The organism is Brevibacterium limosum, from assembly GCF_011617705.1.
Classification (GTDB): domain Bacteria; phylum Actinomycetota; class Actinomycetes; order Actinomycetales; family Brevibacteriaceae; genus Brevibacterium; species Brevibacterium limosum.
In genome coordinates this window covers 3532231-3558687 of record NZ_CP050154.1, presented here as the reverse complement: position 1 = coordinate 3558687, position 26457 = coordinate 3532231, and the positions used below count along the sequence as shown (strand labels likewise).

25 protein-coding genes are annotated in these 26457 nt (G+C 64.3%); 8 read left to right on the top strand and 17 right to left on the bottom strand.

The features are described from left to right. Positions 1–41: 41 nt before the first annotated feature. On the top strand, positions 42–1196 hold the full coding sequence (locus GUY37_RS16055) for an acetyl-CoA C-acyltransferase (protein WP_166827644.1): 1155 nt from the start codon (positions 42–44) through the stop codon (positions 1194–1196). Between the two features lie 41 nt (positions 1197–1237). Next, positions 1238–2503 (top strand): PucR family transcriptional regulator, encoded by a 1266-nt coding sequence (locus GUY37_RS16050; RefSeq protein WP_166827641.1) that lies wholly within the window; start codon positions 1238–1240, stop codon positions 2501–2503. Positions 2504–2590: 87 nt separating this feature from the next. Here GUY37_RS16050 and GUY37_RS16045 read toward each other — a convergent pair whose 3' ends face one another. The 7 genes from GUY37_RS16045 to GUY37_RS16015 form a co-directional block, all read right to left on the bottom strand. Further along, a complete protein-coding gene (locus GUY37_RS16045; RefSeq protein ID WP_166827638.1) occupies positions 2591–3520 on the bottom strand; it encodes an alpha/beta hydrolase in 930 nt (309 codons plus the stop codon). A 100-nt stretch (positions 3521–3620) separates the two neighbouring features. Next, a complete protein-coding gene (locus tag GUY37_RS16040; RefSeq protein WP_166827635.1) occupies positions 3621–4745 on the bottom strand; it encodes an FAD-dependent monooxygenase in 1125 nt (374 codons plus the stop codon). A gap of 13 nt (positions 4746–4758) precedes the next feature. Further along, positions 4759–5712, bottom strand: a complete 954-nt coding sequence (locus GUY37_RS16035; protein WP_166827632.1) for a phosphotriesterase family protein — start codon at positions 5710–5712, stop codon at positions 4759–4761. A 34-nt stretch (positions 5713–5746) separates the two neighbouring features. Continuing rightward, the gene (locus tag GUY37_RS16030; protein ID WP_166827629.1) at positions 5747–6730 is read right to left on the bottom strand and encodes a phosphotriesterase family protein; all 984 of its coding nucleotides are present in this window, start codon (positions 6728–6730) and stop codon (positions 5747–5749) included. 262 nt (positions 6731–6992) lie between these two features. Further along, complete coding sequence (locus GUY37_RS16025) at positions 6993–7736, bottom strand: GntR family transcriptional regulator (RefSeq protein WP_166827626.1); 744 nt, start codon at positions 7734–7736, stop codon at positions 6993–6995. A gap of 113 nt (positions 7737–7849) precedes the next feature. Continuing rightward, positions 7850–9043 (bottom strand): NAD(P)/FAD-dependent oxidoreductase, encoded by a 1194-nt coding sequence (locus GUY37_RS16020; protein WP_166827623.1) that lies wholly within the window; start codon positions 9041–9043, stop codon positions 7850–7852. 32 nt (positions 9044–9075) lie between these two features. Continuing rightward, positions 9076–9270: a ferredoxin gene (locus GUY37_RS16015; protein ID WP_166827620.1), complete on the bottom strand. Its 195-nt coding sequence runs from the start codon at positions 9268–9270 to the stop codon at positions 9076–9078. A gap of 135 nt (positions 9271–9405) precedes the next feature. On the opposite strand from GUY37_RS16015, the gene GUY37_RS16010 reads away from it, so the two are divergent. From GUY37_RS16010 to GUY37_RS16000, 3 genes are all read left to right on the top strand, one after another. After that, positions 9406–10323 (top strand): LysR family transcriptional regulator, encoded by a 918-nt coding sequence (locus GUY37_RS16010; RefSeq protein WP_166827617.1) that lies wholly within the window; start codon positions 9406–9408, stop codon positions 10321–10323. Between the two features lie 176 nt (positions 10324–10499). Beyond that, on the top strand, positions 10500–12218 hold the full coding sequence (locus GUY37_RS16005; RefSeq protein WP_166827614.1) for an MFS transporter: 1719 nt from the start codon (positions 10500–10502) through the stop codon (positions 12216–12218). Between the two features lie 7 nt (positions 12219–12225). Continuing rightward, on the top strand, positions 12226–13413 hold the full coding sequence (locus tag GUY37_RS16000) for a cytochrome P450 (protein WP_166827611.1): 1188 nt from the start codon (positions 12226–12228) through the stop codon (positions 13411–13413). Positions 13414–13816: 403 nt separating this feature from the next. Here GUY37_RS16000 and GUY37_RS15995 read toward each other — a convergent pair whose 3' ends face one another. The 6 genes from GUY37_RS15995 to GUY37_RS15970 all read right to left on the bottom strand — a co-directional run bounded on the left by GUY37_RS15995 (position 13817) and on the right by GUY37_RS15970 (position 20289). After that, a complete protein-coding gene (locus tag GUY37_RS15995; protein ID WP_166827608.1) occupies positions 13817–14731 on the bottom strand; it encodes an anti-sigma factor in 915 nt (304 codons plus the stop codon). Further along, the gene (locus GUY37_RS15990; protein WP_166827605.1) at positions 14728–15384 is read right to left on the bottom strand and encodes a sigma-70 family RNA polymerase sigma factor; all 657 of its coding nucleotides are present in this window, start codon (positions 15382–15384) and stop codon (positions 14728–14730) included. The genes GUY37_RS15995 and GUY37_RS15990 overlap by 4 nt, the downstream gene beginning before the upstream one ends. Before the next feature lie 127 nt (positions 15385–15511). After that, positions 15512–16204 (bottom strand): fasciclin domain-containing protein, encoded by a 693-nt coding sequence (locus GUY37_RS15985; protein ID WP_228278219.1) that lies wholly within the window; start codon positions 16202–16204, stop codon positions 15512–15514. 152 nt (positions 16205–16356) lie between these two features. Beyond that, positions 16357–17142 (bottom strand): ferritin family protein, encoded by a 786-nt coding sequence (locus tag GUY37_RS15980; RefSeq protein ID WP_166827603.1) that lies wholly within the window; start codon positions 17140–17142, stop codon positions 16357–16359. Continuing rightward, positions 17132–18049 carry a hypothetical protein gene (locus GUY37_RS15975; protein WP_166827600.1) on the bottom strand — a complete coding sequence of 306 codons (918 nt, stop codon included), beginning with the start codon at positions 18047–18049 and terminating at the stop codon, positions 17132–17134. The genes GUY37_RS15980 and GUY37_RS15975 overlap by 11 nt, the downstream gene beginning before the upstream one ends. Continuing rightward, positions 18043–20289 (bottom strand): HAD-IB family hydrolase, encoded by a 2247-nt coding sequence (locus GUY37_RS15970; protein WP_166827597.1) that lies wholly within the window; start codon positions 20287–20289, stop codon positions 18043–18045. The genes GUY37_RS15975 and GUY37_RS15970 overlap by 7 nt, the downstream gene beginning before the upstream one ends. 104 nt (positions 20290–20393) lie before the next feature. On the opposite strand from GUY37_RS15970, the gene GUY37_RS15965 reads away from it, so the two are divergent. The 3 genes from GUY37_RS15965 to GUY37_RS15955 all read left to right on the top strand — a co-directional run bounded on the left by GUY37_RS15965 (position 20394) and on the right by GUY37_RS15955 (position 23704). Continuing rightward, positions 20394–21176 carry an SDR family NAD(P)-dependent oxidoreductase gene (locus tag GUY37_RS15965; protein ID WP_166827594.1) on the top strand — a complete coding sequence of 261 codons (783 nt, stop codon included), beginning with the start codon at positions 20394–20396 and terminating at the stop codon, positions 21174–21176. A 78-nt stretch (positions 21177–21254) separates the two neighbouring features. Further along, positions 21255–21989 carry a lysophospholipid acyltransferase family protein gene (locus GUY37_RS15960; protein ID WP_166827591.1) on the top strand — a complete coding sequence of 245 codons (735 nt, stop codon included), beginning with the start codon at positions 21255–21257 and terminating at the stop codon, positions 21987–21989. Next, complete coding sequence (locus GUY37_RS15955; protein ID WP_166827588.1) at positions 21986–23704, top strand: FAD-binding oxidoreductase; 1719 nt, start codon at positions 21986–21988, stop codon at positions 23702–23704. Before GUY37_RS15960 ends, GUY37_RS15955 begins: the two co-directional genes overlap by 4 nt. A gap of 31 nt (positions 23705–23735) precedes the next feature. Here GUY37_RS15955 and GUY37_RS15950 read toward each other — a convergent pair whose 3' ends face one another. Genes GUY37_RS15950 through GUY37_RS15935 form a run of 4 tightly spaced genes read right to left on the bottom strand, consistent with a single transcriptional unit; the run spans position 23736 to position 26453 of the window. Then, the gene (locus tag GUY37_RS15950) at positions 23736–24470 is read right to left on the bottom strand and encodes a 4'-phosphopantetheinyl transferase family protein (RefSeq protein WP_166827586.1); all 735 of its coding nucleotides are present in this window, start codon (positions 24468–24470) and stop codon (positions 23736–23738) included. Next, on the bottom strand, positions 24467–25267 hold the full coding sequence (locus GUY37_RS15945) for an ABC transporter permease (protein WP_166827584.1): 801 nt from the start codon (positions 25265–25267) through the stop codon (positions 24467–24469). The genes GUY37_RS15950 and GUY37_RS15945 overlap by 4 nt, the downstream gene beginning before the upstream one ends. Beyond that, positions 25264–26247: an ATP-binding cassette domain-containing protein gene (locus GUY37_RS15940; protein ID WP_166827582.1), complete on the bottom strand. Its 984-nt coding sequence runs from the start codon at positions 26245–26247 to the stop codon at positions 25264–25266. Before GUY37_RS15940 ends, GUY37_RS15945 begins: the two co-directional genes overlap by 4 nt. Beyond that, positions 26247–26453: an MbtH family protein gene (locus GUY37_RS15935; RefSeq protein ID WP_166827580.1), complete on the bottom strand. Its 207-nt coding sequence runs from the start codon at positions 26451–26453 to the stop codon at positions 26247–26249. Before GUY37_RS15935 ends, GUY37_RS15940 begins: the two co-directional genes overlap by 1 nt. Positions 26454–26457: the final 4 nt, after the last annotated feature.

The following is a 26457-nucleotide window of genomic DNA, read 5'->3' as shown; positions in this document are numbered from 1 at the left end:
ACGCCAACTACATTGCAACGATTCCATAGGAGCAGCACATAATGCCCATCAACGCACAAGCCCCGGTACTCGTCAGCGCAGCGAGGACGCCCGTCGGGAAGTTCAATGGCGCGCTCAGATCAGTCGATCCTCTCGATCTCGGCGGCGCGGCGGTTGCCGCGGCCATGGACAACGCAGGAGAGGTTGTTCCTGACCACGTCATCATGGCCAATGTGCTCCAAGCGGGAAATGGTCAGAACCCCGCACGGTCAGCTGGCCTTCGGGGAGGTTTGCCGACAACCGTGCCAGCCATCACTTTGAACAACGTCTGCTTGGCCAGCATGTACGCCGCAGGCATGGCAGCCACCATGATCCGATGTGGGGAACTCAACTCGGCAGTCGTCGGTGGGTTCGACTCAATGAGCAGGGCACCTCACGCCATTCAGATGAGGCAGGCCCCGAAGGTCGGCAACGAATCGGCAGTCGACCTCCTCACCAAGGACGGATTATGGTGCGCCGTCTCCGACTCGGGGATGGGCCCCATTGCCGACCAGGCCAATGCTGATATCGGAATCTCGCGTGAAGACCAAGACGCGTTCGCCGTCGAGAGCCACCGACGTGCCCACCAAGCAGCTGAAAGCGGCCGCCTCGGCGACGAGATCGTCACCTTTCCCGAGCTGGAAGCAGACGAGGGAATTCGCTCCGACTCATCGCTCGATCGCCTGGCCAAGCTGCGTCCAGCGTTCACCGGTAAAGGGACAGTCACTGCAGGAAACGCTTCTCAGATGTCCGATGCAGGCTCTGCCGGTCTCCTCACCAGCAGGGCTGTGGCCGAAGCCGAAGGACTGCGACCCCTCGTCGAGATCGTCGGCTCCAGCACGGTGGCGGGCCCTGACCCCTCGCTCCACCTCAAACCCGCGGCAGCGGCCCGCAAACTGCTCGACTCAGTCGGGATGAAGCCCAATGACATCGGCCTCTGGGAGGTCAATGAAGCGTTTGCGGGAGTTGCACTCGCAACGGCACGCGATCTGTCTCTGGATCTCGAGAGCATCAATGTCAATGGCGGAGCCATCGCGATCGGACATCCTCTAGGGGCTTCAGGTTTCCGAATCACGATGAGTTTGGCTCTTGAGATGCGCAGAAGGGGCGTCGAATACGGGATCGCCTCGATGTGCGGGGGAGGCGGCCAAGGACAAGCGATCCTGCTCCGCCTGTAATGACGATCAGAGTCGCTGCTCCTCCGTGAGAGGATAGCGCAATGACTTCGAAGGAGAACCGAGTGGGCGACGACGATTCCGAGATGCTCCTTGAGTCGGTCGTCGAACACCTGGCACAACATGCTGACGAAATCTCCAACAGGCTGGTTACCGCGTATACCGACGAGATCGTCGACTACCGGTCGCAGCCGGAGGGGTTTCTGATGAATGATGTCTTCGAGAATTCTCGGACGAGTCTTTTCACGCTCCGCGACTGGTTGAGAGGCGATGCGGACGAAGCCCGCAGTTTCGAAGACTTCCGCAACAGTGCTGTGCGACGATTCCGACAGGGAATATCAGTTCAGGCTCTGCTTCACTCCTACAGGCTTTGGGGTCAGATCGTTTGGGAGGAGATCGCCGGGCTGCCCGAATGCAAGACTTCCCCGGCCACGGGCTTCGCTGTGGCAGGGGAAGTCATGCGTTACGTCAACCGTGTGTCGTTGGCCGTGGCGAATTCGTACCTGGAAGAGGCCGAAGGAGTTATCCAGGACCGTCACCTTGCCGAACGAAACGCCCTTGAAGAACTCATATCGGGAGCTGAGATCTCCGAACGGGTGAATAGCTACCTTTCACGTCTCGGCATCGATCTCAATCAGCGCCATTGCGTCCTACTGTTGCATCGACGAAACCCTTCAGCGGCTGAATCCAGCCAGGCCAGAGATGACCTATCCTCGGTGAGAAGGTTATTGCCTGCCAGCCCAATGAGTAAACCCCTCGTCGGATTGCGAGAAGAAGAGATAGTAGTGATCTTGCCGACCGCTGGGATGGCAGAAAGCGCGGTACGGGCGGTGGCGGACGAGATCTCGACGGGAGTCACCCGATATGCAATGGGCGTGAGCCGCACCCACATAGGCGAGGGTCGCACCTTCGAAGCATACCGAGAGGCCTCTGACGCAGTGAGGATCGCCCGGGTCCAAGGAGATCTGAGGCCCTACTTCTATACGGACGTTCTCTTGCAGGCAGTCGTGGAGCGGTCTGGACTGAGTGCGACGATCCTCGGTGAAACCGTCGGGCCGCTCTCGGACTATGACAAGGCCCATGGCTCAAACCTGGTTCATACCCTGCGGATCTATATTCTGAAGCGCTTCAATCTGACACAGACTGCTGCGGAACTCAATATTCGACCCAATACTGTCCGCTATCGGCTCGAACGCATCAGGGAACTCTCCGGAAGAGACCCGAACCGCCCTGACGACCTGGTCCTGCTCGCCCTCGGTACCAGAATCGGTCACGATTTCTCGGGCCCGATTGTCAGGAGACAGTCTTGAGCACGGATTCGCGGCGAGACGATGTGTCTCGGTTGGCCATTTCTGACGCCCAGTCGCTGCTCTGCCGCCAAAGATGAAGCGGCCCGCTCATCCCCGCACGAACTCCCCGATCTCCGCGAACGCCGGATAGAACTCGGGCAGCTGCCCGAAGTTTGCGAGGAAGCCGTGGTTCGCCGTCTCATACCGGTGGACGGTGACGTCGACTCGGGCTTGCTGCAGCCGCTGACCGTAGCGCTCGCCCTCATCGCGCAGCGGGTCGAACTGCGCGGTAATGATGAGCGTCTTCGGCAAACCGGCGAGTTTCTCCCGTTTGATGGGGGAGACCCGAGGGTCGACCGGATCGGCTCCGGACTCCAGATAGAAGGAGTTGTGCGGTTTCAGCCCCGCTGTCTCGAGCCCAAAGCCGCGTGCGTTCTCCCGCAGCGAGGGGTAGCGGTCGAGATCGAAGTCGAGGTCGACCGAAGGGTAGAGCAGCACCTGGTGGGTGATGGCGTCGATCCCCTCATCCAGAGCCCGGGCAGCGACGACGGTCGCGAAGGTTCCCCCGGAGCTGTCGCCGGCCACCGCCAGACGGTGAGAATCCCAATCGAGATCCGCGCCGTGGCCGATCGCCCATTTCAATGCGGCGAAGCAGTCCTCGAGTCCCGCAGGGAAGGCCGCCTCGGGTGCCCTGCGGTATCCGACGGCCACGACGGTGAACCCGGTCTCCACGGCCAGCGACCGGGCGACGTAGTCATGGGTCTCGAGGCTGCCGGAGAAGAACGCGCCGCCGTGGAAGTAGAGCACCACCCCGGTGAGCTCGCCCGGGTGCTGCCGGTAGATGCGCAGCGCCAGCTCACCGGCGCTCGTGTCGATGCTCGTGTCCTCGACACGGGTCACCGGCAGACGATCGGCCAGCGGCGGCACGCGGGATTCCTCATCGGCGCGCCACTGCTGCGGGTCGACGGTCGCGGTTCCGTCCTCGGGGGTCGGCGGGATGCCGGCCACAACCTCGGCGATCACCGGGTGCAGAGCCATGTCATATCCTTTCCATTGTTGTGACAGTGCAGAGGGGACTCCGCGGCAGAGGGGTACTCCACGCGGAGAGGGTACGGCGGCGATCTCGCCGCCCCGTCGCTCAGGCGATGTTGCCCTTCTCCGGAAACGCGGTACTGAGATCCTCGATGGTCGGCCAGTTCTGTCGGGAGATGGCCTGCAGTGCCTGGGTGTCGGGTTTTCGACGCTCGGTGTAGGCGGCCAGCGCTTCGGGCACCGTGTCGAATTCGACGAGGCAGTCGGCCAGCTCCGAGGAATCCTGGATCGTCTGATTCGCCCCCTGCCCCTGATGGTGGAGCATCGCATGTGCCGCATCGCCGATGAGGACGACGGATTCCGAATGCCAGGTCTCGACCTGATCGATGTCATAGACTCCCCGCGAATTCACCGACCCGAGGTCGAGTTCGGCGGTGATCGCCTGGAGACGGTCGTCGAATCCTTCGACCGCCTCGGCGAGCATCTCGCGGGTCAGGGTCGGGGCCCACGAGTCGTCATCGCTGTTGCAGGTGATGTCGAAGGACAGCTGCCCATTCGGTCCACGGTGGCGCAGCGGCAGGAAGTAGATGAGGGCGCCGTTGGCACCGACGTACATGCGCAGATTGTCATCGGTGAGCATACCGTGAGTGTCCGCACCGTCGACGATGACCCGGTGCGCATGTGCCCCGGCGAACACCGGCTGGTAGTCGCCGAAGAGCTGCGAGCGGACCTTCGAGCGGATGCCGTCGGCGCCGATGACGAGGTCGACCGTCGTCGACTCACCGTTGGCGAAGGTCACCGTCACCGAATCGCCGTGGTCGTCGATCTCGGTCATCTTATGGCCGAGGTGGAAGCGTTCGGTCGGCACATCGCGGATGAAGGTGTCGATGAAGTCGCCGCGGTGGATCATCCGGGTGCGGGCATCGAAGTCGAACTCGTCCATCTTCGGCCAGGTTTCGCGCACGACCGGCTTGCCGTACCCGTCGAGGATCTCGAAGAACTCCGAGGCCGAGCTCACGTTGTTCATCTCCTCGAGGATGCCCCACTTGCGGAAGACTTCGAGGGTTTTCGGGCGCATGCCGATGCCGGCGCCGACCTCCCTGATCTCCTTGGCCTGTTCGTACAGATGCACATCCGCGCCGAGGCGGTTGAGGAAGACCGTTGCGGCCGCGCCTCCGAATCCGCCGCCGATGACGGCGATATTCAGATTCTTGATGTCCGTGTCGTTCATCGTGATGTCCTAGTCAATTCGCGATGGTGAGGAATGCGGCCGGGTTGTCGACCAGCAGGCGGTGGAGTGCGTCGTCGTCGACTCCTGCCTTCTTCAGGTCGGGCAGCAGCTGCTCGAAGATGTAGTTGACGGTGTGACCCTTGACGCCGGGCCAACCGAGCGGGGAGCAGTTCGCATCCGCGGACACGAGCAGGCAGTCGAACCAGCCTTCCTCGGACAGGCGGAGGAAATGGTCGAGACGCTCCTGGCGCGGCCGGGCCCAGAACGGCGGGTCCGGCAGCTCGGTCTCATAGCCGAAGGTGTCGAAGCCCAGTCGTGCCCCGGCACCGAGGATGCGGGTATCGGGCGTCAGAGGTGCGTTCACTCCGTCGTCGGCATGACCGAAGAGCACCTTGTCCAAGGGCATGCCCTCCTCGGCGAAGATCGCCAGCGCCGGCTCCGGATCGATGGCCAGGTGGGTGAGTATCCCCACCCCAGTGGCCGCACCCGCCCGAGCGCCGGCACGGTAGATCGTCTTATCGAGTTCGGTCATCCGACCCCCGCGGGAGACGCCGACCTTGATGACTCCGGCCTTCGCGCCGGTATTGCCGATCTCCTCGGTGATCTCGTGGACGAACACCTCAGCGAGGTACTCGACCGAGGCCCGGGAGAAGTGCGGCAGGGCGGTGTCCCCTCCGACGAAGCCGGTGGCGGCGACGATGTGCACGCCGGTCTTCTCCGACAGCGACTGGTAGTAGTCGACGTCGCGGCCGTTGCAGATGCCGGTGGCGTCGACGAACGTGCCGCCGCCGTAGTCGTGGAAGGCGCGCAGCTTCGGAATCGTCTCGCCGTAGCGTTCCTCCGGAGACTTCCACCAGGTGGTGTCGAGCTCCGAACCGGGCATGCCGTAGCCGATGTGTTCGTGGATGGCGACCGCGCCGAGCTCTGCGGGGGCGACCGGACCCAGTACTGTGTTGATCTTTGACATGTCTCTCACCTGTCAGTCGTGGATGTGCGGGCGGTCAGTGCCGGGCCAGCAGCGTGTGCGGATTGGAGGTGACAAGGCCGCGGGCGGCGTCCTCGGCCACACCCCGCTCGAACAGCCTGGGCAGGAAATCTGTGAGCACGTAGCCGAAGCCGATGGGGTTGGCCTCGGTTCCTCGGGCCGCTCCCGTCGCCGAGGAGGACAGCAGGATCTGCTTCCCCCGACCGTTCGCGATGTGTTCGGAGATCAGATCGGCGCGGGCATCGTCGCTCAGCCAGCCATCGGTCTCGGTGCCGACGTGGTCGAAGAGGATGATGGCTCCCTGGTCGAGGACTGAGGCGACGGCGGCCGGGTCGACGTCGGTGCAGTCGAGTCCGGCGATCACTGCACGCTCGGCGGGCAGTCCTTCGTCGAGGAGGTGGCCGAGATCGGCGACGGGGTCGGCGCCGAAGCGAGCGATGACGGGCACGCCGGTGCTCAGTGCGGTGCGGGCGGATCCGCGGAAGAGGCTCTCCTCCGTCGGGGTCATGCCTGAGCGGGCTGCGGCGGTGACGACGAGTCCGGCTGGGCCGCGGCGTTCGACTCGCGGCACCACCATGCCCTCCGTGATCTCCTTGGCGAACAGGTCGGCGAACTTCTCGGCCGGCCATGGGGTGGGTGGGTTCGTCTGCGGGGTGAGGAAGTAGCCGCCCAGCAGCTCTTCGGGACCCATTCCCGTCGAGGCGACGATGTGGACCCCGGTGTCCCGGGACAGGGCCTCGCTGAGCTTCACATCGCGACCGTGGAACATGCCGGTCGTATCGACGACGGTCGATCCGCCTGCCTGGCGGAAGGCGGTGAGCGCGGCGGCCGCCTCGGCGAAGATCTCACTGCGGTCCATGCTGATGTCCGGTGCGTATTCTGCTCCGGGCAGGGCGGAGATCAGGGCTTCGCTGATGGCGGTGACGCCGAGCTCTGCTGCGGGAATCGGCCCCAGGACCGTGGTGACCGTGGCGGCGCTGTCCTGAGCGTCGTTACTCATTGGCTTCTGCACTTTCTCGGCGGAATGCCGTGCTGACATTACACGCCGGTGTGTCGTTGTGGGAGGTGCCTGAGGCGGACCTCGAGGTTCATGTCAGTCGAAGAGTCGAGGCACCAGGAAGATGGCAGAGCGGCCATCCGCAGCGTCCTAGGCGAGGAGGTGTGACCTGCCTCGCAGATTTAGCTTTACATATTGTCATACTAAAGTCAAAGTTGGGAATGCAGGTGCTTCAGTGGCTGATCGACAGGGTCGGTTAAGGTGTTCAGCGTCCCGTGACGAAGTGGAATTTGAACTCGTCGGGACGGTGCATGGCCGAACGCCAGCCGAGTGGGCGACCGTCCCGGGCGTAGAAGACCGAGTCGATCGAGAGGACCGGTGTGCCGACCTCGATGCCGAGTGCGGCGGCGAGTTCGTCTTCGGCCGCCGTCGCCCACGCCTCGTTCGCGGCACGCGCAACGCTCAGGCCGTAGCGATCCTCGAGCAGTGAGAAGACGGAGCCCGCGGAGATGAGCTCTTCCACGGTCGTCTCGAAGTCGTCGGGGGCGACGACGTAGACCTCGTTGGCGGCCAGCGGTTCGCCTTCGACGGAGATGATCCGGCGGAAGTGGAGCAGTTCGACAGTGTCGGCCGTCTCGAGCAGGGATCGGACGTTCTCGGGCGGGCGAACGCGGCCGAGGCTGTTGACCACCGAAGTCGGGTGCATCCCGCGTTCGAGGAGGTAGTCCTGGAAGCCGCCGGGGCGGATGTCGGCGGGCCGATGGACGTGAGCGCCGGGCACCGGGAACGTGCCTTTGCCCTGGCGGCGGTAGACGAAACCCTCATCGGCGAGCTCTTTGAGCGCTTGGCGGATCGGTGCTCGGCTGACATCGAAGCGCTCCAGCAGCAGCGCCTCGGTGATGGGCGTCTGGCTGTCGACTTCCCCGTTGGAGATCTCGTGGCGGAGGATGTCCTTGATCTGACGATAGAACGGCACCCCAGACGATGAGTCGAGTTCCCGAACGGGCATGAGCGATCATGCCTCCCCTCCGTGACAATGCGGCGCTAGACAGTTCTCCATCCTGCCATATCGCTGCCTCTTCGTTCGGAGGCGCGAGCCGCAGGATACTGGGTTCGGGGGCTTCAGGCCGCTGGATCGTTACCCTGGGCGACCTCGCGCAGTCGAGGGATCGGGATCCGGTAGTTGACGGCCGCCGCCGATCCCGTGCCGTCTGTGCTCCACCGCAGCAGCAGGGCTTCCGGGTCGCGGGTCTGCCCGTGCGCGATGACCTCGGGTTCGCCGTCGAGAGGGAAGGTGCCTGAGACTCGGATATTCAGGCCGAACTGCTCGGTCCAGAAATAAGGGGAGTAGGGCCGGGGAGTTGAGGTCCTGCCGGTCAGCAGTGCCGTGGCGGCGGTCTTGGCCCCCTCGATCGCAGCCGTCCACAGCGGACTGCGGCGATGCCCGTCTTCGACGGGGTGCCAGGCGATGTCGCCTGCCGCGACGATGTTCTCGATGCCCTGCCGGCCGGGTGGGGGAGTATCTGCCGGGCAGACGCGACCGCAGTCGTCGACGAGCAGTCGGTCGTCGGTGAGCAGGCCGGACTCGGCTAGCCAGCCATCGGAGGGGCGGTCGCCGATGGCGCTGATGACGATGTCGGCAGAGATCGGCGGCACCTGAGCGAGGCGCACGGTCAGGGTCGCGTTCGGATCGTCAGGGGCGACCACCTCGGTGACGGTGTCATTGATGAAGGTGACACCGCGTTCTTCTGCGGCTCGACGGCAGAGTTCGGCGAGATATGGGCCGAGGTGGCGAGCCATCGGCTGCCCGCGCTGGACAAGGGTGACCGGACAGCCGAGCTCGCGCGCACCTGAGGCGACTTCCATGCCCAGCGGGCCCCCGCCGAGGACGACGGCTCGCGGCCGGCGTGCAAGGCGTAATCGGACGGCGGCTGCGTCGTCGGCTCCGCGGACGACGAATTCGCGGGGGTCGTCGGTGAACCGCCGAGCCGTGGAGCCGGTGGCGATGACGAGTCCGTCGTAGCTGAGGCGTGTGCGGTCGTCGAGAGTGACCTGGCGGCGCTGCCGGTCGAGTCCGACCGCGCGGCGGCCGAGGAGGACGTCTACGCCATGAGCGGACGGCGGCAGGAACTGGGGCGCAAGCTCGGCTTCGGCGGACATCATCGCCTTGGACAGCGCCGGACGCGAATACGGTTCGCTCTGCTCTGCGCCGATGATGGTGATGCGACCGGCGAAGCCTTCCGCGCGCAAGGTGTCGGCGGCCGTCATGCCGGCGATTCCATAGCCGACGATGACGACGGAGTCATAGTGGGGCATCGGGCCTCCTCAGGGGGCTGGGTCTGTCTCTGTCAGTTGAGACGCAGGGCGGCGACGGGGCAGACGCGCACCGCTGCGCGGGCGCGCTCGGCTCGGTCGCTGTTCTCGTCGACATCGGGCACGTCGATGACTAGGTCCCCTTCGTCGTCGAGATGCATGAGTTCGGGCGCTGCTTCTTCGCACAGCCCGTGACCTTCGCACCGCGGGGTGTCGAGTTCGATGTGCATAAGACCTCCTCGGTCGAAACGGATGCCGAGGCGTCATCAGCCTCGGCGCTGAATTCTCAGTGTCGAAGAGCCCTGGTATAAATGCCAATTAAGTGCGGTCATGATACGCATTAGTCAGGCGAATATCATGAGGTCATGAGCATCGAAAATGGTCCAGAGAGAAACGCATTATTGTCCCTCGACCTCAATCTCCTCGTCTCGCTCGATGCGCTCATTGAGCAAGAATCCGTAACGAACGCCGCGAATCGGGTCGGCGTTACGCAGCCGGCTATGAGCCATTCGCTGCGACGAATCAGGCGTCTGCTCGACGATGAGATTCTGGTGCGACGGCGCGGCGGGTCCGAACTCACTCCCCGGGCTCTGGCCATGCGAGAGCCGCTGCGCGAGATCCTGCTGCGCACCGAGGCTCTCATCAGGGGAGGAGAGTTCGACCCGACCACCGACGAGCGCACCATCACCATTGCTCTGACCTCTAGCTCGATCGCCGTGATGGGCGCTCGGCTGCTGCGCGCCGTGCGTGAACAGGCCCCATCTATGCGGGTGCGTATGCGTGTCTCGTGGGAGAGCACCGAGGAGATGTACACCGCGGAGGGCGTCGATGTCGCTCTCCTGCCGAGGGCCACTGAAGCGCAGTATCCACGGGAACCGCTCTACGACGACGGTTGGGTGGTCATCGCCGCCCACGGTGTGGTGACGAGCGAGAACGTCCTGGAGGTCATCGGTGCCCGACCGCACGTCGTCTTCGACAATGGTCGCGTGTCATTTGCCTACGATGTGCTTCGAGCGCATGGCATCCACGTCGATGTGAGGGCTACGGTCGGTGACTCGCTTGTGCTTGCCATGCTGGTCGCGGACGGGCCGTTCGTGGCGATCCACCGTGAGCAGGCGATCCGGTCCATCGCCCGTGACCACGAGCTTTCGTGGGCGCCGTTGCCGTTCGACACGGGTCACCCCGGCGTCGACATGGTGTGGAGCCCATGGCTGGCAGACAACGGCTTCAAGGAATGGTTCCGCGAGCTTCTGCTCAGCTGCGCGCCGGGGAGAGAGGGCTGACCGAGGCGTCGGGCGATGCGCGGGATCCCCTTGTGAACACATTTGCGGTGATCTCTTGCGTGATATGAATCATGCTGTCATTATATTGACATAATAAATGCGCACACGGTCGAGCTGCTCCAACGGAGGACCAGCCGACGAGGGCAGCGCATTTCACTTCGATGAATGGATCGGCAATGACGTCATCACTTCACCATTCCCCACCCGCTCCTTCGCTCAGTCCTGCAAAGATCAGGATCACGCTGACAGTCACCTGGCTGACAGTGCTGGTCGCACAGTTGGCCAATGCGCTGCCGGGTGCACTCAGCGGCACTTTCCAATCGACCTTCCACACGAATGGTTCGGAGATCATCTGGATCGCGTCGGCGTTCATGGTTCCCGTCGTCGTCTTCGAGCTCTCCTTCGGCCTCCTCGGTGATCGATTCGGCCACAGGCGCCTCATCTCGATCGGTGCGCTCACACTGGCGCTGGGATCGCTGCTGTGTACGTTGGCGCCGACCGTCCAGCTCATGTGGGTCGGTTCGGCGATCAACGGCCTAGGTGCCGGAGCGATGTACCCGGCCTCTCTCGCTCTGCTGGCGGTCGTGACTCCGACGCTGAAGAAGAGAGCGGCCGCGATCGCAGCCTGGTCCGGGTGCCTGTCGGTCGGTGCAGTGATTGCGCCGGTGGTGGCAGGGGGCCTCGCCTCCGCCGGAATGTGGCAGCTCTCCTATGGAATGGTCGTCGTCCTCGGAGTCGCGATTGCGACCTTCAGCCGTCTGGCCGCAGCCGAATCCCCCCGGCTGCAGGTTCGGTCGGTGGACTGGGGTGGGCAGATCTCTCTTGCTCTGGGCCTTACGCTCATTCTCTTCGCTCTCATCCAGGGGCCGGAGAGCGGCTGGGCCACGCCATCGGTCTGGATCGCTCTGCTCGTCGGGATCATTTCTCTGGGAGTCTTCATCGTCATCCAGCGCCGCGTCAGCGACCCGCTGCTGCGGCTCGAACTCTTCCGCAACCCTGCGTTCTCCGTCGCCTCGATCGTTGCCGTCGTCGGCATGTTCGCCTTCCTCGGCGCCTGCTACTGCTTCTCGATGCTGCTGGGAGCAGTCCAGCACCAGGATCCGATCAACATAGGCATCGTCTTCGTCATGCTCCAAGGTCCGGCCTTCGTGCTCATTCCGGTGGTTTCGGCCCTGATGACCCGGGTTCCCGACAGGTACCTGCTCTCAGCGGGACTATTCATCCTCGCGCTGGGTGCGTACCTGGGCTCGCTCATCGGCACCGATGCCACCACCGTCGGTCCCTATCTGCTTCCGGCATTCGTCATCGGCGTCGGTTTCGCTTTCACTCTCAGCCCCGTCACGGCCATCGCGATCAACACCGTTCCGCGCAAGCTGGCGGGAATGGCATCGGCCACGACGAATCTGCTGCGTGATCTCGGCTTCGCGCTGGCCCCCGCGCTTGTCAGCGGAATCGCTGTCTCCCTCGCTGCGTCTCATATCGGCACCTCCCTGGCTGCGACAGGAATGGAACCAGAATTGAAAGAGCAGGCCGAAGGGATCTTCCACGCCGGTGGGCCCTACGCCCTCAACTCTGTTCCACCCGGCACCCCAGGAGGAGAGGCGGCGCCCATTGCGCTCGAGGGACTGTCGAACGGGTTCTCCACGTCGTTCCTCGTGTGTGCCATCGCCGCAGCGGCGGCTGCATTTCTCGTCCTGGTGTTCCTGCGACATACACCCGAGCCGATGCCTGAGACCGAACTTGACTCAGACGCAGAAATGATTCCTGACGCAGAACGGGTCGAAGCCTCTGGCGCCGATGCGCAGCCCACGGATGGGCGCCTGATCACTGCCGTGACCACCGAACCGATCCGCGAGCCGAAACCCGGCCCGCGTGAATCCATTGACAAGGAGTGACAAGCCCATGACCGTTGATACCCATCCCGCCGAGGCGGCAGTCGAAGATCTCGACCTGTTTTCCGATGAGATCCTCGCCGATACCCAGCCCACCCATGACCGCTTGCGCGAACTGGCGCCGGTCGTCCACCTTGCCGGAACAGGAGTGTGGGCGGTCACTCGCTACGAAGGGGTGAGGGATGCGCTCGCCGACCCCGCACACTTCTCTTCGACGCGTGTTGCTTTCAATCCGAAGATGAACGAGATCCTCCGAGGAACCTCGTTGGCGACCGATCCGCCAGACCATCAGAAACTGCGGACGGCGCTGACGGAGAATCTGTCGCCACGTGCAGTGCGGGGGATGAAAGCCGGCATCGATGAGAAGGCGGAGACGCTGGTCTCCGGGTTCGTCGGGGCCGGACCGTTCAACGGCGCGACCGACCTGGCACGAGCATTTCCGGTCTCGATTGTCATGGACCTCATCGGTGTCCAAGGCAGCGTCCGGGACAAGCTGCTCGGATGGGGAGAGGCTGCGTTCAACATGCAGGGTCCGCTCAATCAGCGCGCTCTCGACAGCTTCCCCATCGCCGGCGAACTCTTTGACTGGACGCACAACCACATTCGAGCCGAGGACCTCGCCGAGGGCAGCATCGGTCGGGCCGTCTTCGCCGCAGCCGATCGCGGTGACATCCCGCACGAGAGCTGCGGGCTCATCATTCACCAGTACATCGCTGCGGGCATGGATACGACCATCACATCGCTGGGCAACGCGCTCGTCCAACTCGGCCGGAACCCCGAGGCATTCGAGCGGATCCGCGAAGATCCCAGCCTGATCCCGTCCGCGTTCGCCGAGGTGCAGCGGATCTCGCCGCCGATTCCGATGCTCGCTCGCGGAGTCGTCGGTGACGTCGAAATCGGGGGAGTGACGATCCCGGACGGTGCTCAGGCTGCTCTGCTCATCGGGGCAGGAAACCACGACCCACGTCACTATGATGAGCCGGACGTGTTCGATCCAGCACGCAATCCTGTCGATCATCTGGCATTCGGGCACGGGATGCACGCCTGCGCGGGCCAGGGCTTGGCGAAGCTCGAAGTCCACGGCATCCTCGGTGCTCTGGCCAGAAACGTGCGCCGCATCGAAATCGGTCAGATCAGCCGGAAACTGAACAACATCACTCGGCCCTTCGACCTCATCGAACTCAGCCTGCACGGATAGGTCGCAGCGAGCCCAGCTTGCACTGCTCGGCTGCCCGAGTTCAGGGGCTCTACGGATAGGACGCCTCGCTTCGACGAGGGGAGACGAACCACCACGAGTGCCGACGTCCTCACGATGAAGACATCGGCACTCGTGGTGGGCGTGGTGCGAGAGCGAATACGCGCTGTATGCACTCGGACAGTCATCAGTCCCAGTAGTCCACGATCGACACCCCAAGCAGGTCCAACAGTGTATCGAGATGCACTCGACCTTCGCCTTCCTAGAGGGAGCCGATGTAGTCCAGTCCAGAAGTGAGGCGGAAGGCTCCCTTTGCTATCACGGTATTCGGTCCGGCAGGTGCGGCTCGAGGAGAAGTCCGCGAACGGAAGACTCTCCCAGCAAAGGTCGAAGTCGACCTCGGGCCTTACAGGGAGATCGCCACGACCGGGTCCGTGGTGGGCTGGTCGGACCCGCCCTCCGGCTCGACGGTGATGCCGAAGACGCTGTCGGCCGAGAACTCGTGGCCGGCGATCGTCACCGGCTCACCGGTCATCAGTCCGGCGCTTTCGGGGCCGTCATCGCCGATCACCCACATCTGCATCGACTTCCCGGCCGGAGGCTTCCCGATATCGTCGGGACTGAGCCGGATGAGCTGTTCGGACTCCGAGGATCGAACCGTGACCGTTCCTCCCTCCGGAAGCTCGGCCGTGCTCGTGTGCAGATCATCGGCTTGCATCAGCCGTGTGGAATAGTCGAGCTGCTGCTGCGCGGTGGTGAGATCCTCCTCGAGCTGGTTCTTACGCTGCGATTGCTGCCAGACAGTCACCCCGGAGCCGGCCGCGACGATGAGCGCGGCCGCGGCTGCCGCATAGGGCAGCCATGAGCGACGCCCGATATCGGCCCGGCGGTCCGGTCTGCGGCCACCAGTCCATTCACGACCAGCGCTGTGCCCGCTCTGGTCTCCGGGCGTGCTGTGCTCCCGTGACTCGCTGCGTGCGCGGGATTCGCGGTGGTCGGCCAGCGAGGTCGGAGACGCGGGTGCGACCGGGGTCGCTGTGATCGGCTTGGCCTGCGTATGATTCGTCGGGTTCTGCGGCCCGTCCGCCGAACTCTGCTGCGCATGTGTCGAGGGGATGGCTAGGATCGCATCGCGAGTCGCCGCGCTGACCTCGACCGGTTCATCGGACTCGGCCGCGTCGGCCATGACGTCGGCATAGGCGGCGACCTCGGCACGGAAGTCTGCATCGGACTCGGCCAGCACCTGAGCCTCGGCGAGTTCGTCGTCGGTCAGCCCGCCCAAGGCCAGGCCGGCGGCCAGATAGTCACGATCGGTGCTCATCGACTCGCCTCCAACTCGTCTCGCAGCTTCTTCATTCCGTCTCTGATCCGTGACTTGATGGTACCCAGCGGCACCTTGAGGTCCTCAGAGATCTGGGTGTGGGTCAGACCCTGATAGAAGGCCATGACGATCGGTCTGCTCTGCTCCTGGGGAAGGATCTTCAAGGCGGAGACCGTCCGGTCCGACTCCGCTCGGTCGATCACGGTCTGTTCGACCCCTTCCGCGGCCTCGGCGGAGGTGCGCAGCCCATCGGCGAGGTCACGGTCCTGCTGGGACTGAACGCTGCGCACACAGTCGATGGCTCGTCTGCGGCACAGGGTGACCAGCCACGCCCTGCCCGTTCCTCGGGCGGGGTCGAAGCCCGCACAGCGCGTCCAGACTTCGGTGAAGCAGTCCTGGAGGACCTCCTCGGCCAGCGTTCTGTTCTTGACGATCCGCACGATGACGGCCATGAGGATGCTCGACTGGTTCGTGAACAGCTGCTCGAAGGCGACCGCGTCGCCCTCTGCGATTCTCACCAGCAGCTGACCGCTGGGGTCGACCGGTCCGGCATCGGCCGTTCTGTCGTCGGTCGAGGTGGGGACCGGCTTTCTGGATGGGGCCGGGTACCCCGGGGGTCCGTCTTGAATCGCCGTGGGATCGTCTGAGCTCATTGACCAATGTTCTCATCCCCTCGGGAGTCGTTTCGCAGAATATCCATCGGATGGGCGAGAAAGGGGGTGGCCAAGGGCCGATCGCGACATATCGGCCCCTGGCCGGTGCTGCGAGGAGTATGGGATGTCAGTCCTTGGGCATCATCACGGCGTCGACCATGTAGACCGTGGCGTTGGCAGTCTTGACTCCGCCGCAGACCAGTCCCGCATCGTCGAACTTCATGTCCTCGCCCTCACCGGAGATCTTGACCTTCGAACCTTCGACGGTCTCGTGCTCACCGGCGATCTCATCGGGAGAGAGCTGACCGGGGATGACGTGGTAGGTCAGCACCTTCGTCAGCTGGTCCGAGTCCTTGGCCAGGGCGTCGAGGTCGTCCTTGGGCACATCGGCGAAGGCGTCGTCGACCGGGGCGATGACCGTGAACTCGTCGCCGTTGAGGGTGTCGACGAGGTCGACATCGGGATTGAGCTCGCCCGAGACAGCCTTGGTCAGGGTCGTCAGCATCGGATTGTTCGACGCGGCAGTGGCCACTGGGTCCTGGCCCATGCCCTCGACGGATCCGGCTCCGTCCGGGTTCGCCTCGGCGTAGGCCGAGCAGCCCTTGCCGACGAGGTCGGCATCGGCCATGGACGCGTCGCCGGACTCGTCGGGCATCTCGGACTCGCTCGAGTCAGCCGGCTGGGATTCGGAGCTGCCGGACTCCGAGCCGGAGTCGTCGCTGCCGGATCCGGAATCCATTCCGCAGCCGCTGAGGGCCAACAGGCCGATGGCGCCGGCCGAGAGGATGGTGGCGGTGCGTGTGCGAAGCAGAGTCTTCATTGTTCTTCTCCTTAGAAACAGTGATGCGGATGATCCCACAGCAGTGACGTGGTCTCCATTGCTCGCTGTGTACTGAGTATTCGCAGCGGGCGAGCATCCGGATGGGCGGATGGAGAAGAAACGTGAGAAATCCTTCGCAGAACGGGCCGCAGTCAGCCGACTCCCAAGCGGGCGAAGGCATCGCGGAAGATGGTCAGCGAGTCCAGACCCGGCAGCTTCTGGACGCTCTTGTCGAGCTTGTCCAGTTCGTCCGTGTGATCCTGGAAGAGATGACTCATCACATGTTCGACTTCGGCATCGTCCATCATCCCTGAGCCCACCGGCTTCCACAGTTTTCCCAGGGCCAGGCGCACGATCTTCTGAGCTCGGGGGTTGTCCTCGAGTCTCTGTCGTGCCTGAGTCGTGTAGAAGGCCACATGTCGAGTCTCCTGTTTGGCGATGCGCTCAAGCAGCGGAGAGAGCACCGGGTGGTCCTGCATCGCCGCCATCCTGCGATATCCGGCTGTGGCGGAGAGTTCATTGGCCGCACCCCAGGCCATATGCACGGCAATGAAGTCCGTGCCCACCATGTTCGACAGCACCGACTGCTTCGCAGGCCCGAGAGCGAGTTTCCACCCCAAGCTCATCCGCTTGGCTTTGACCTCGTCGTAATCGACGTGGATCCCGTGTTTCTCGAGCACGGCGGCCAATGCCTCTCCGTGCCAGAACTCCTCACGGTTCCACATCGTCATGAATGCTGCCGTGGCGTCCTCGCTGTGTGAAGGAGTGACGAGCAGCTCCCTGACGAAACAGGTGGTGTGATATTCGACGTCGCACATGTACCGCACCGACCGGAGAGTGTCTCTGTCCAAGGGCATGTCGTCGAACACATCGAGATCCAGATCGGTCCAGTTCACCGCCTCGGACGTCTCGGCGTACTTGTCGAAGTCAAATGCCATGGTTTCTCCCTGCTTGAGCATGGGCTCTGCGCGTCGAGCGCAGTGCCGCCGTCACTTGGTTCATCGAAGGCTGCGGGTTCCCCGGCAGGAACCGTCCGATCTCGGCATCCGAGTCGATCAGACGTCGTCTGTCGGAGGCAGAGGCGAAGATGCTTGTCAGAGCGCTGGCCTCATCCGGTTCGGGCACCCCGACGATCCGCAGGGGAGCCCACGGCCGCATGAGATGAGCTCGAGCGGTGAGGGCTTCGATCCGTGATCGTCGGATCCGAGCCACCGCCTCCGAACGGAAGAAGCGGACGATCGTCTCGCGCCGGTCGATGATCTCGGTCAGGACGCGAGCGGCTTCACCGCTGAGTCGTGTCCGCACTGCCCGTTCAGCTGCCTGGAGGCCCGCCTCCTGGATCGCGAGCCTGGCCATGTGCCCGGCGGTGAGAGGTTCCTTGACCAGTCCGCCGACGACAGGTGCGAGGATCGGCAGGCCCCGTTCGACCCACATTCCGCGCAGTCTCCGTGACCTGCCCCCGCGAAGGTCCTCAGGGCTGAGGGTGGTTTCGAGCATGTCGCGCAGTGCCCGCGCCAACCAGTACCGCTCGTAGCCCCATCCCGTCACGAAGGCTGTGATTCGCGCTTCGTTGGACGTCCAGGAGGCGAACATCGCTCGGGTCTCGGCCAGCGCCGAGTTCTCCAGTCGCCATAGGAAGCCGAGATCGCGTGCCACGTCCCCGGGCACCTCGATGCGCTCTGCGTCGAATTCGATGCGCCCTCGAGCGTGAGCAAGATAGTCGTCGACATCGAATGCTGTGCGCAGCACGATGGGAAGCTCTGCATCGGAGAACAGTCGTCCTCCGACATGCCCGGGCGGATGTTCGACGCGGCGGTCGTGCAGTGTTCTGTCGCTTGTCACCATTCCATCACTTTCCATCGCTTCTTCAGTGCCAGGCCGTAGAGACCGAGATCCGGAGTGACGGCAACGGGGCTGCCGACGAGTTCGAGCCACGCGGCATCGCCCAGAGAGTCGCCGTAGCCGGTCGAACGTCCCAGATCGGCACCCACGGTGTCGGCATATTTGCGCAGCCAGTTCGCCCGAGCCTCATCGACCAGCGGAGGGCTCGCGAGGAACCCCGAGAGAACACCGTCAGCGGTGACGTCCATTCGGGTTGCGACCACCTCGTCGAAGAGATCGGCCAGAGGTTCGACGAGGACGTCGAGAGCGCCCGTGAGCAGGACCGTACGGTGACCGGCCGCGCGGTGCTCGTCGATGAGCTGCCGAGCCTGGGGGCGGATGGAGTCGCGGATCGTCTGCCCGAGGCGGCCGGTGACGGCCGCTCGGAGCTCATCGAGGCGAAAGCCCTGATATCGGCGATTGACCATGCGGATGAGGTCCGAACGGTCGCGGTACTCGGCGCGCAGCAGTCCGGGGACGACTCCGGCCATCGTTCCCATCATCGCCGGCCACTTGTAGATCGGCTGCGTGGCGCGCACGACCGCCGCGAACTGCTGCACGATGTTCGCCGAGATCACCGTCCCGTCGAGGTCGAAGACGGCCAGAGCCTCGGAAGTGGGCGGCAGGGGACGCGGAGTGGGCGTGGCCTCGCTCTGTCGGCGTCTGCGCGAATAGCTGCGGGTGAGTTCTGTGATCGCCGGGATGTGGACGTCCTGGAAGTATTCCGTCCAGTCGATCTCGGTCACGTCGAACCTGCGGTTGGTCGGGCAGTCCTCCGGCAGCCGCTCGAGCAGCCGTCTCGTGTTCGCATCATCGAAGATCATCTCTGTCTTCGTGTACTGCTGGTACAGGTCGGCGAACTGACGCAGTGACTTCAGTTTGGCGTCGGTTCTGTGCAGCCGTGAGGTCAGAGCGCGAGTGCGCGTCGAGGCGGGCAGCCGCTCGACGACTTCGCGGCCGACGCCCGTGACCAGTTCCTTCAGCCGGATGCGCTGTTCGATGAGTTCGGAGCTGGGGAAGCTCCATTCGGGCACCACCGTGGGAACCCCCTCTGTGTCAGGCAGGGGATGGGCGAGGAAGTACTCGCGGACGGTTCCGACCATCTGGTGGAACGGCAGGGGATTGCTCGTGCCCGAGACGACCTGGTAGTAGTCCGAATGACCTTGCTCCGGCTGTCCGGAGCTGCTGTCGTGCTCTGCCGGCTGCCGCTCGAGTGGACCCTGTTCGGCAAGGGCGAGGATGACATTGACGACATAGTCGACGGGAATGATGTCGAGCACCGAATCGGCGTGCCCGGGGAACTCCGAGAGGCTTCCTTTGGCGTAGGCCATGATGAGGGGGTCAGCGACCTTGAAGCCGTCGATCCACCCGGGGCTCGGTCGACGGAACGCGGATTCGATGATGGACGGGCGAACGAATGAGACCTGATGCCCCTCGGCTGCCCACTCTTCGCCGATCCGCTCGGCAAGCGCCTTGGTGAAGGTGTAGATGTCTGTCCACCCGAGGGACTGGGCACGGGTGCGTCCGAACTCGACGAGTCGATCCCGCACATAGCTCTCCCTGGCGGCTTCCGCCCCGGCGGCCACCGATTTCGGGCCCATCCGAGAGCTTCGAGCGCGGGCTGCGCGAATGAATCGACTCAGATTCTCGGGCTGTCTGGATTCGGACTCGACGCTGGTCCTGGCCTGCCGGGCCGCCCGGAACTCATCGCCATGATCGACGGTGTGGGGCAGCCGGGACTCCTGCACGAGGCCCTTCGCGATGCCTCCGACATAGGCTGTCGAGACATGGATGACGTGGGGGCTCTGATCCGATTCCCGCAGAGCGGCATAGAGCCGTTCGACGCCCCCGACATTGGTGTCGAACGCCTCATCGATAGCAGCGTCGAAGGACACGCTCGATGCGGAGTGGATGACGACGTCGAAGCGATCGGTCAAGGGCGGCAGATCAGCGAGATCTCCCTCGAGGGCCGTGACCTGTGAATCGAAGGCCCCACGCACAGTCTCTTCGCCGACCCGATCGATCCAGGACGCGAAGACCGGCTTGCCGAGCAGCCGCTGCAGACGATCATGTCCCGACTGGGTTCCGCGGGGACGAACGAGTGCGGTGACGGCGACGTGCGGGTCGCTTTCGAGCAGCGCTTGGAGCAGCGCCTGACCAAGGAACCCTGTGGCACCGGTCAAGAGGTATCGGCTGGGGTGCATGCGGAGACCTATCGGGTAGAGAATGCGATTCGGTGGAACCGCGGACGTGGTTTACACACTTGATTCGGTGCGGACCGGTGTTTGGATGCCTGTATCGTAGCAATATGAATGTGGCCCTCATCACCGGAGGCACTGCGGGCATCGGTGCGGCTTTCGCTCGCGCTTTCGCCAGACGTGGTGTCAGTCTTGTCCTCGTCGCTCGAGACCCCGGCACCCTGGAGTCGTCTGCCGAGCAGCTTCGCGGCGATTTCGGTGTGGACGTCGCGACGATCGTCGCCGACCTCGCCGACCGGGATGCCCAGGCCCGCGTGGCGGCCCGGATCGAAGAGCCCGGTGCGGACCCCGAGATCGACATCGTGGTCAACAATGCGGGCTTCTCGGTCCGCTCGAGCCTGCTCAGCACCGATGTCACCGAACATGATCGCGGCTTCGAAGTGATGCAGCGCGCCGTGCTGATCATCGGCGGTGCCGCCGCCAGAGCGATGAAGCATCGAGGGCGGGGGTGGATCATCAATGTCTGCTCTGTCAGCGCGGGACTGACGCAGAACAACTACACCGCCATCAAAGCGTGGACGCAGAACTACTCCGAGGCGTTGTCGGTGCAGACCGCAGGTACCGGGGTGAGTGTGACCGCTCTGGTGCCCGGGTGGGTGCGCACAGAGTTCCATTCCCGAGCCGGCATCGCCGGAACGTCGATTCCCGACCTGCTGTGGATGGATGCGGACAAGCTGGTGGAGGGATGTCTTCGAGACGTCGTACGGGGGAAGAAGATCTCGGTGCCGCAGCTGCGGTGGAAGGTGATCTCGTCGACGCTGCGACTGCTGCCGCGCCCGGCAATCCACCGTCTGTCCGCGGTGCTGACGTCTCGACGGCAGCAGGAGGAGTAGGGGCGGCAACGCCCGACCGGTCGAAGAAATTCGGGGGAATGCCCATCCGAATGCACTAGCGGCTCCGAATCAGTGGAGATGACTGATCACACTCTCTCCCCGCCGGCGCCGCCGAAGTACCGGTCGCGCACGCGCTCCGCGCTGCGATTCCTCCTCCAACGTGTCCTCTTCCGGGGCCTCGTCCGTTCGGCGATCACTCCGACGGTGAGTATCGCCCCAGGAGTGTGCGAGCTCGACCGAGGCTTTCTCGTGATTGCCAATCACACCTCGCACCTCGATGCGCCGATGATCGCGCAGAGCCTGCCGCGCAGACAGTCGCGGTTCCTTGCGACCGGAGTCGCCTACGATTACTTCTTCACCGTGTGGCACAAGCGGCTCTTCGTCCGCTGGCTGTTCAACGCGTTTCCGATCTATCGCGAAGGATCACGTGGCAGCGCGAATCTGCCCCGCGCCTTGCTGCGCTCGGGTGTGCCGGTTCTGCTGTTCCCCGAGGGAAGTCGGCAGAGATCAGGCACGATCGCTGATTTCAAGGCCGGATCGATCAAGCTGGCAGTCGATGCCTCGGTTCCCATCGTGCCGGCAGCGGTCGTCGGCGGTTTCGAAGCGATGCCCAAAGGCGCTGCCTGGCCGGCGGCGGGCAGGCCACCTGTGCATGTGGCTTTCGGTGAACCGGTCACCGCCCGAGACGAGGAATCGCTGTCTGAACTCACCGCGCGGGTGCGGCAACTCGTGGCGGAGCTCTTCGCCGCGGGAGCCGATGACATCGGTGTCGGCAGTGAACACGTCGAATCGCCGGAAAGGACGAAGAAATGAGCGAACCCATGAGAATGCAGGACGTCAAACGGCACCGCTGGTGGGGCTGGGGAGCCGAAGGAGTCGACTTCCGGTGGGAGACCAAACCCGACTTCGCTGCCATCGCCAAGGACAAAGTCGGCCTCGACCTCTGGAATGCTCCGCGGCCGACCACGCCGGTGCTCAGCGATCTGACCATACCTGAGTCTCGAATGTCATCGACGCTGCTCAACGAGCTCGGCGCCGTGGTCGAGTCGGACAATGTCAGCGTCGACGACGAACTGCGCGTGACCCATTCGTTCGGCCGCTCCCTGCCGGACCTCTACCGGGTGCGCCACGAGCCGATCACCCGCCTCGTCGACGCCGTCGTCTACCCCGGCAGCGAGGATGAGATCGCCGCTGTCCTCGCTCTCGTCCTCGAGCGCGATCTCGTGCTCATACCCTACGGCGGCGGCTCATGCATCTCCGGCTCAGTGACCCCGAGTCCGGATGAGGAGCGTCCCATCGTCTCGCTGAATCTCGGGAGGATGCGTCGAGTCATCGACATCGACGAGTATTCGGGCCTCGCCCGAGTCGAAGCCGGAGCATATGGACCCGACCTCGAGGAGCAGCTCAATCTTCGCGGATGGACGATGGGTCATTTCCCCGACTCGTTCAGCTATTCGACCCTCGGCGGATGGGCGGCGACCCGGTCATCGGGAATGCAGTCGGACAAGTACGGTGACATCGAAGACATCGTGCGTGGTCTTCGCCTCGTCCACCCCCGTGGCGTCATGGTGAGCAAGCCCATTCCGGGCCGCGATTCGGGCCCGTCGGTGCATGAGATGGTCCTCGGCAGCGAAGGCCGACTCGGTGTGATCTCGGAATGCACGGTGCAGGTGCATCGGCTGCCTAAAGTGCGGCAGGTCATCGCCTACCTCTTCCCCGATTGGGCGAGTGGAGTCGAGGCCATGCACGACATCGCCCGCTCCGAGGTCACGCCCGCGTTCACCCGTCTCTCAGACGGGCCCGAGACTCGGTTCAGTCTCGCGATGGTCTCTGAGCCGAGGGGTGTGAAGGCAACGATCGCGGCTCGCGGTCAGGATGCCCTGTTCGCCTACCTGCGGTCCAAAGGGTGGGACACGACAGAAGGCATGTGCCTGTCATACGTCTGCTTCGAAGGGTCGAAAGAGCGCGTGGCACGTGAGAAGGCCGAGGTGAAGGAACTCATCGGTCGCCGAGGCGGAATCAGCCTCGGCTCCGGACCCGGCGACGTCTACGATCAGAAGAAGTTCGACACCCCGTATCTGCGCGACTTCCTGCTCAACTACAAGGTCTTCGGCGATGTCTGCGAAACGGGAGTGACGTGGGGAGACCTCAAGAACGTCCATGCTCGGGTGCACGAGCGATTCCGCCAGACCCGCAGTGAGCAGGGCGGACCGGGATTCATGTTCTGCCATCTGTCCCACAGCTATCACGGCGGCGCCTGCCTGTACTTCACCTTCGCGATTCCCTACACGGATGAGGACACGGCGCTGGCGGAGTATCAGGACGTCAAGGACAGCATTCAGCAGGAGTTCATCGACTCCGGTGGAGGCCTGTCGCACCACCACGGAGTCGGCACCGAACACCAGCCGTGGCTCGTCGACGACATCAGCGAGCCGGGCGCATTCATGGTCGACGCCGTATTTCGCGCCACCGACCCCGGACAGAACCTCAACCCGGGGAAAGTCCTCGGCGATCGGGCTCCGTCCTGAGGAGGCTTGTCTCGCTGGGCTGCATGCACCCTCACCGTCCGGCGAGCATCTCCTGCAGACCGACAGCCTCGACGGGCAGTCGATCGGCGCTGCACAACGCCGCGACATACGGTCGAGGGCATGTGAGCCGGGAGATGTTGAGTGCGTCGAGTTCGGAATTTCCGGGGGCCGTGATCGTGGCTGTCCATGGTCCGTGCGGGCCGATTCCCGACGGCAGGTCCATGACTTCAAAACCACTGGGCGGCACGGACAGCCCATGCCCGGTGGTCTTGACCGCGGCTTCCTTGCACACCCAGACGTCGATGCGCCGACGCACGGCATCGTCGCCCTCGGTCAGAGTCTCCGTCGGGCCGAGGACGTAGTCGTCGAAGCCGGAGAAGACATCGGTCGGGACCTGTTCGATGTCGACTCCGATCGGTGAGGTCCCAGGCGCCGAGGCGATCGCCACGGCCCCGTTCGACCGAGACAGGCTGAGTTCCGCCCCGGGGACTGTCGGCTTGCCATGGGGGCCGCCGCACGTGCGACAGCGGCGTGTCAGCTCCAATTCGCCGGCCTCTTCGAGATCGACGCCGAGGCGGCGAGCAGCCATGAGCCGAAAGATCAGATGCGCCCCTCGGAACGCGGCCCGATCTGCGGGTCTGCGAAACCGGTCCGCTCGAGCGGCTTCGTCCGGTGACAGCAGCGAATCGAGCCATGGGTGTTCGGCGAGCACCCGTTCGATCGCTGCTATGTCGCTGATGAGGTATTCGATCGCGGCTCTCGTCATCTCCGACTGATCCGACGGTACTGGGAGACGGCGATGGGAGAGAAGATGGCGATGACCGCAACGCAGCTGAGGATCGCATAGATGACGGCGTTGTCGGCCGCCCAGCCCGTGCTGGTGACGAACCCGGCCGGCGGTGCGTTGCCGAACAGCTCTCGGACACTCGTGGCGACCGCGGTGATGGGATTCCACGCGGCGATCGCCTGCAGCGGGCCCGGAAGGGTGTCGATCGAGACGAAGGCTCCGGAGATGAAGGTGACGGGGAAGAGCCAGATGAGGCCGAGGCTCTGTGCCACCTCGACGCTCCTGGCCGTCAGTGCGATGACCGCACCGATCCACGACATGGCGAAGCTGAAGAGCAGCAGGAGCGTGATGCCCAGCAGCGCAGAGCCGAATCCCTCGGTGATGCGCCACCCGATGAGCAGACCGCAGATCATCGTCACCGCCACGGAGATGAGGCTGGTGACCAGGTCCGAGGATGTTCTGCCCAGAATCACGGCGACCCGTGACATCGGCAGCGAACGGAAACGGTCGATGAGTCCGAGCTGGAGGTCCTTGGCGAGGTAGACGGCGGTGAAGGAGGAATTGAAGGTCAGCGTCTGAGCCAGGATCCCGCCGATGAGGAACTCCCGGTACGGCCCGCCGCCGAGGCTGCCGCCGAAGACGAACGCGAGGAGGAAGACGAAGATCACCGGCTGGACGACTCCCGTGACCAGGGCGCCCGGAGTGCGACGGACGGTGAGCAGATTGCGCCAGGCGATGACGGAGCTGTCGCGAGCGGCGGAGACGAGTGCGGTCATACTCCCACCTCGGCGGTGTCTGCCGGGGTCCGTGAGGGCCTCGCCGAGGCGGGTTGTCCGGTGAGGTCGAGGAACACGTCGTCGAGCGTGGGACGGCACAGGGCCGCCTCGGTGACGGAATGCCCCTCCGCGTCCAAGGCGGCGAGGACCTGCAGCAGATTCCTCTGTCCCAGTGGTGCGGACGCGGTGATGCGCAGTCCCGACGAGTCCGTCTGCGGGCGGGCGGAGCCGCCGATGATGCGGTCGAGGATCCGCAGGGTTCCTTCGAGGGAGCCGCGGTGGGCCAGTGTCAGTGTGACGCGTTCGGCGCCGAGCTTGCCCTTGAGCTCCGTGGAGGTTCCCTCGGCGATGACTTGTCCGGAATCGATGACGGCGATGCGATCGGCCAGCTGGTCGGCCTCTTCCAGGTACTGGGTCGTCAGCAGCACGGTGGTGCCGCCTCTGACCAGGGTGGTGATGACCTCCCAGGTGTCGAGCCGTGCGCGCGGATCGAGCCCGGTGGTCGGTTCGTCGAGAATGACCACCGGCGGACGCACGACCAGGGCCGAGGCCAGGTCGAGTCGTCGCCGCATGCCTCCCGAATAGGCGCCTGCGCGTTTGCCTGCGACGTCGCTGAGATCGAATTCGGCCAGCAGCTCGCGGGCACGGGCCGCAGCTTCCCGGCGGCTCATCCCGTAGAGGCGGGCGACCATGACGAGGTTCTCGTACCCGGTGAGCTTCTCATCGACGGCCGCGTACTGGCCGGAGAGGCCGATGCTGCGACGGACGGCAGTGGGATCGGCGGTCACCGAGTGTCCCGCGACGACGGCGGTGCCGGAGTCGGGGCGGATCAGTGTGGACAGGACCTTGACGGTCGTCGTCTTCCCGGCCCCATTGGGGCCGAGGAGACCGAAGATCTGTCCCTCCTCGATGTCCAGGCTGATGCCGTCGAGAGCACGGAAGGCTCCATAGCTCTTCCTCAGGTTCTCCAGGCGAATCACTATGAGGCGATCTCGGCGAGCCGGCGCGGAGTGATGTCCGTCCAGTTCTCCTCGACGAATTCGAGGCAGTCTTCGCGGCTGGCCGGTCCGAACACGAGGACCCAACCCGCTGGCACATCGGCGAACGACGGCCACAGCGAATGCTGCTGCAGGTCATTGACCAGCACGCGGAAGGTCCCTGTTGCGTCGTCGAAGGGGTTGTTCATGTTT

What these genes read in the sequence shown, in the direction of transcription:
- GUY37_RS16055 (WP_166827644.1), top strand. Translation starts at nt 42, where the DNA reads ATGCCCATCAACGCACAAGCCCCGGTACTCGTCAGCGCAGCGAGGACG.
- GUY37_RS16050 (WP_166827641.1), top strand. Translation starts at nt 1,238, where the DNA reads ATGACTTCGAAGGAGAACCGAGTGGGCGACGACGATTCCGAGATGCTC.
- GUY37_RS16045 (WP_166827638.1), bottom strand. Translation starts at nt 3,520, where the DNA reads ATGGCTCTGCACCCGGTGATCGCCGAGGTTGTGGCCGGCATCCCGCCG.
- GUY37_RS16040 (WP_166827635.1), bottom strand. Translation starts at nt 4,745, where the DNA reads ATGAACGACACGGACATCAAGAATCTGAATATCGCCGTCATCGGCGGC.
- GUY37_RS16035 (WP_166827632.1), bottom strand. Translation starts at nt 5,712, where the DNA reads ATGTCAAAGATCAACACAGTACTGGGTCCGGTCGCCCCCGCAGAGCTC.
- GUY37_RS16030 (WP_166827629.1), bottom strand. Translation starts at nt 6,730, where the DNA reads ATGAGTAACGACGCTCAGGACAGCGCCGCCACGGTCACCACGGTCCTG.
- GUY37_RS16025 (WP_166827626.1), bottom strand. Translation starts at nt 7,736, where the DNA reads ATGCCCGTTCGGGAACTCGACTCATCGTCTGGGGTGCCGTTCTATCGT.
- GUY37_RS16020 (WP_166827623.1), bottom strand. Translation starts at nt 9,043, where the DNA reads ATGCCCCACTATGACTCCGTCGTCATCGTCGGCTATGGAATCGCCGGC.
- GUY37_RS16015 (WP_166827620.1), bottom strand. Translation starts at nt 9,270, where the DNA reads ATGCACATCGAACTCGACACCCCGCGGTGCGAAGGTCACGGGCTGTGC.
- GUY37_RS16010 (WP_166827617.1), top strand. Translation starts at nt 9,406, where the DNA reads ATGAGCATCGAAAATGGTCCAGAGAGAAACGCATTATTGTCCCTCGAC.
- GUY37_RS16005 (WP_166827614.1), top strand. Translation starts at nt 10,500, where the DNA reads ATGACGTCATCACTTCACCATTCCCCACCCGCTCCTTCGCTCAGTCCT.
- GUY37_RS16000 (WP_166827611.1), top strand. Translation starts at nt 12,226, where the DNA reads ATGACCGTTGATACCCATCCCGCCGAGGCGGCAGTCGAAGATCTCGAC.
- GUY37_RS15995 (WP_166827608.1), bottom strand. Translation starts at nt 14,731, where the DNA reads ATGAGCACCGATCGTGACTATCTGGCCGCCGGCCTGGCCTTGGGCGGG.
- GUY37_RS15990 (WP_166827605.1), bottom strand. Translation starts at nt 15,384, where the DNA reads ATGAGCTCAGACGATCCCACGGCGATTCAAGACGGACCCCCGGGGTAC.
- GUY37_RS15985 (WP_228278219.1), bottom strand. Translation starts at nt 16,204, where the DNA reads ATGAAGACTCTGCTTCGCACACGCACCGCCACCATCCTCTCGGCCGGC.
- GUY37_RS15980 (WP_166827603.1), bottom strand. Translation starts at nt 17,142, where the DNA reads ATGGCATTTGACTTCGACAAGTACGCCGAGACGTCCGAGGCGGTGAAC.
- GUY37_RS15975 (WP_166827600.1), bottom strand. Translation starts at nt 18,049, where the DNA reads ATGGTGACAAGCGACAGAACACTGCACGACCGCCGCGTCGAACATCCG.
- GUY37_RS15970 (WP_166827597.1), bottom strand. Translation starts at nt 20,289, where the DNA reads ATGCACCCCAGCCGATACCTCTTGACCGGTGCCACAGGGTTCCTTGGT.
- GUY37_RS15965 (WP_166827594.1), top strand. Translation starts at nt 20,394, where the DNA reads ATGAATGTGGCCCTCATCACCGGAGGCACTGCGGGCATCGGTGCGGCT.
- GUY37_RS15960 (WP_166827591.1), top strand. Translation starts at nt 21,255, where the DNA reads ATGACTGATCACACTCTCTCCCCGCCGGCGCCGCCGAAGTACCGGTCG.
- GUY37_RS15955 (WP_166827588.1), top strand. Translation starts at nt 21,986, where the DNA reads ATGAGCGAACCCATGAGAATGCAGGACGTCAAACGGCACCGCTGGTGG.
- GUY37_RS15950 (WP_166827586.1), bottom strand. Translation starts at nt 24,470, where the DNA reads ATGACGAGAGCCGCGATCGAATACCTCATCAGCGACATAGCAGCGATC.
- GUY37_RS15945 (WP_166827584.1), bottom strand. Translation starts at nt 25,267, where the DNA reads ATGACCGCACTCGTCTCCGCCGCTCGCGACAGCTCCGTCATCGCCTGG.
- GUY37_RS15935 (WP_166827580.1), bottom strand. Translation starts at nt 26,453, where the DNA reads ATGAACAACCCCTTCGACGACGCAACAGGGACCTTCCGCGTGCTGGTC.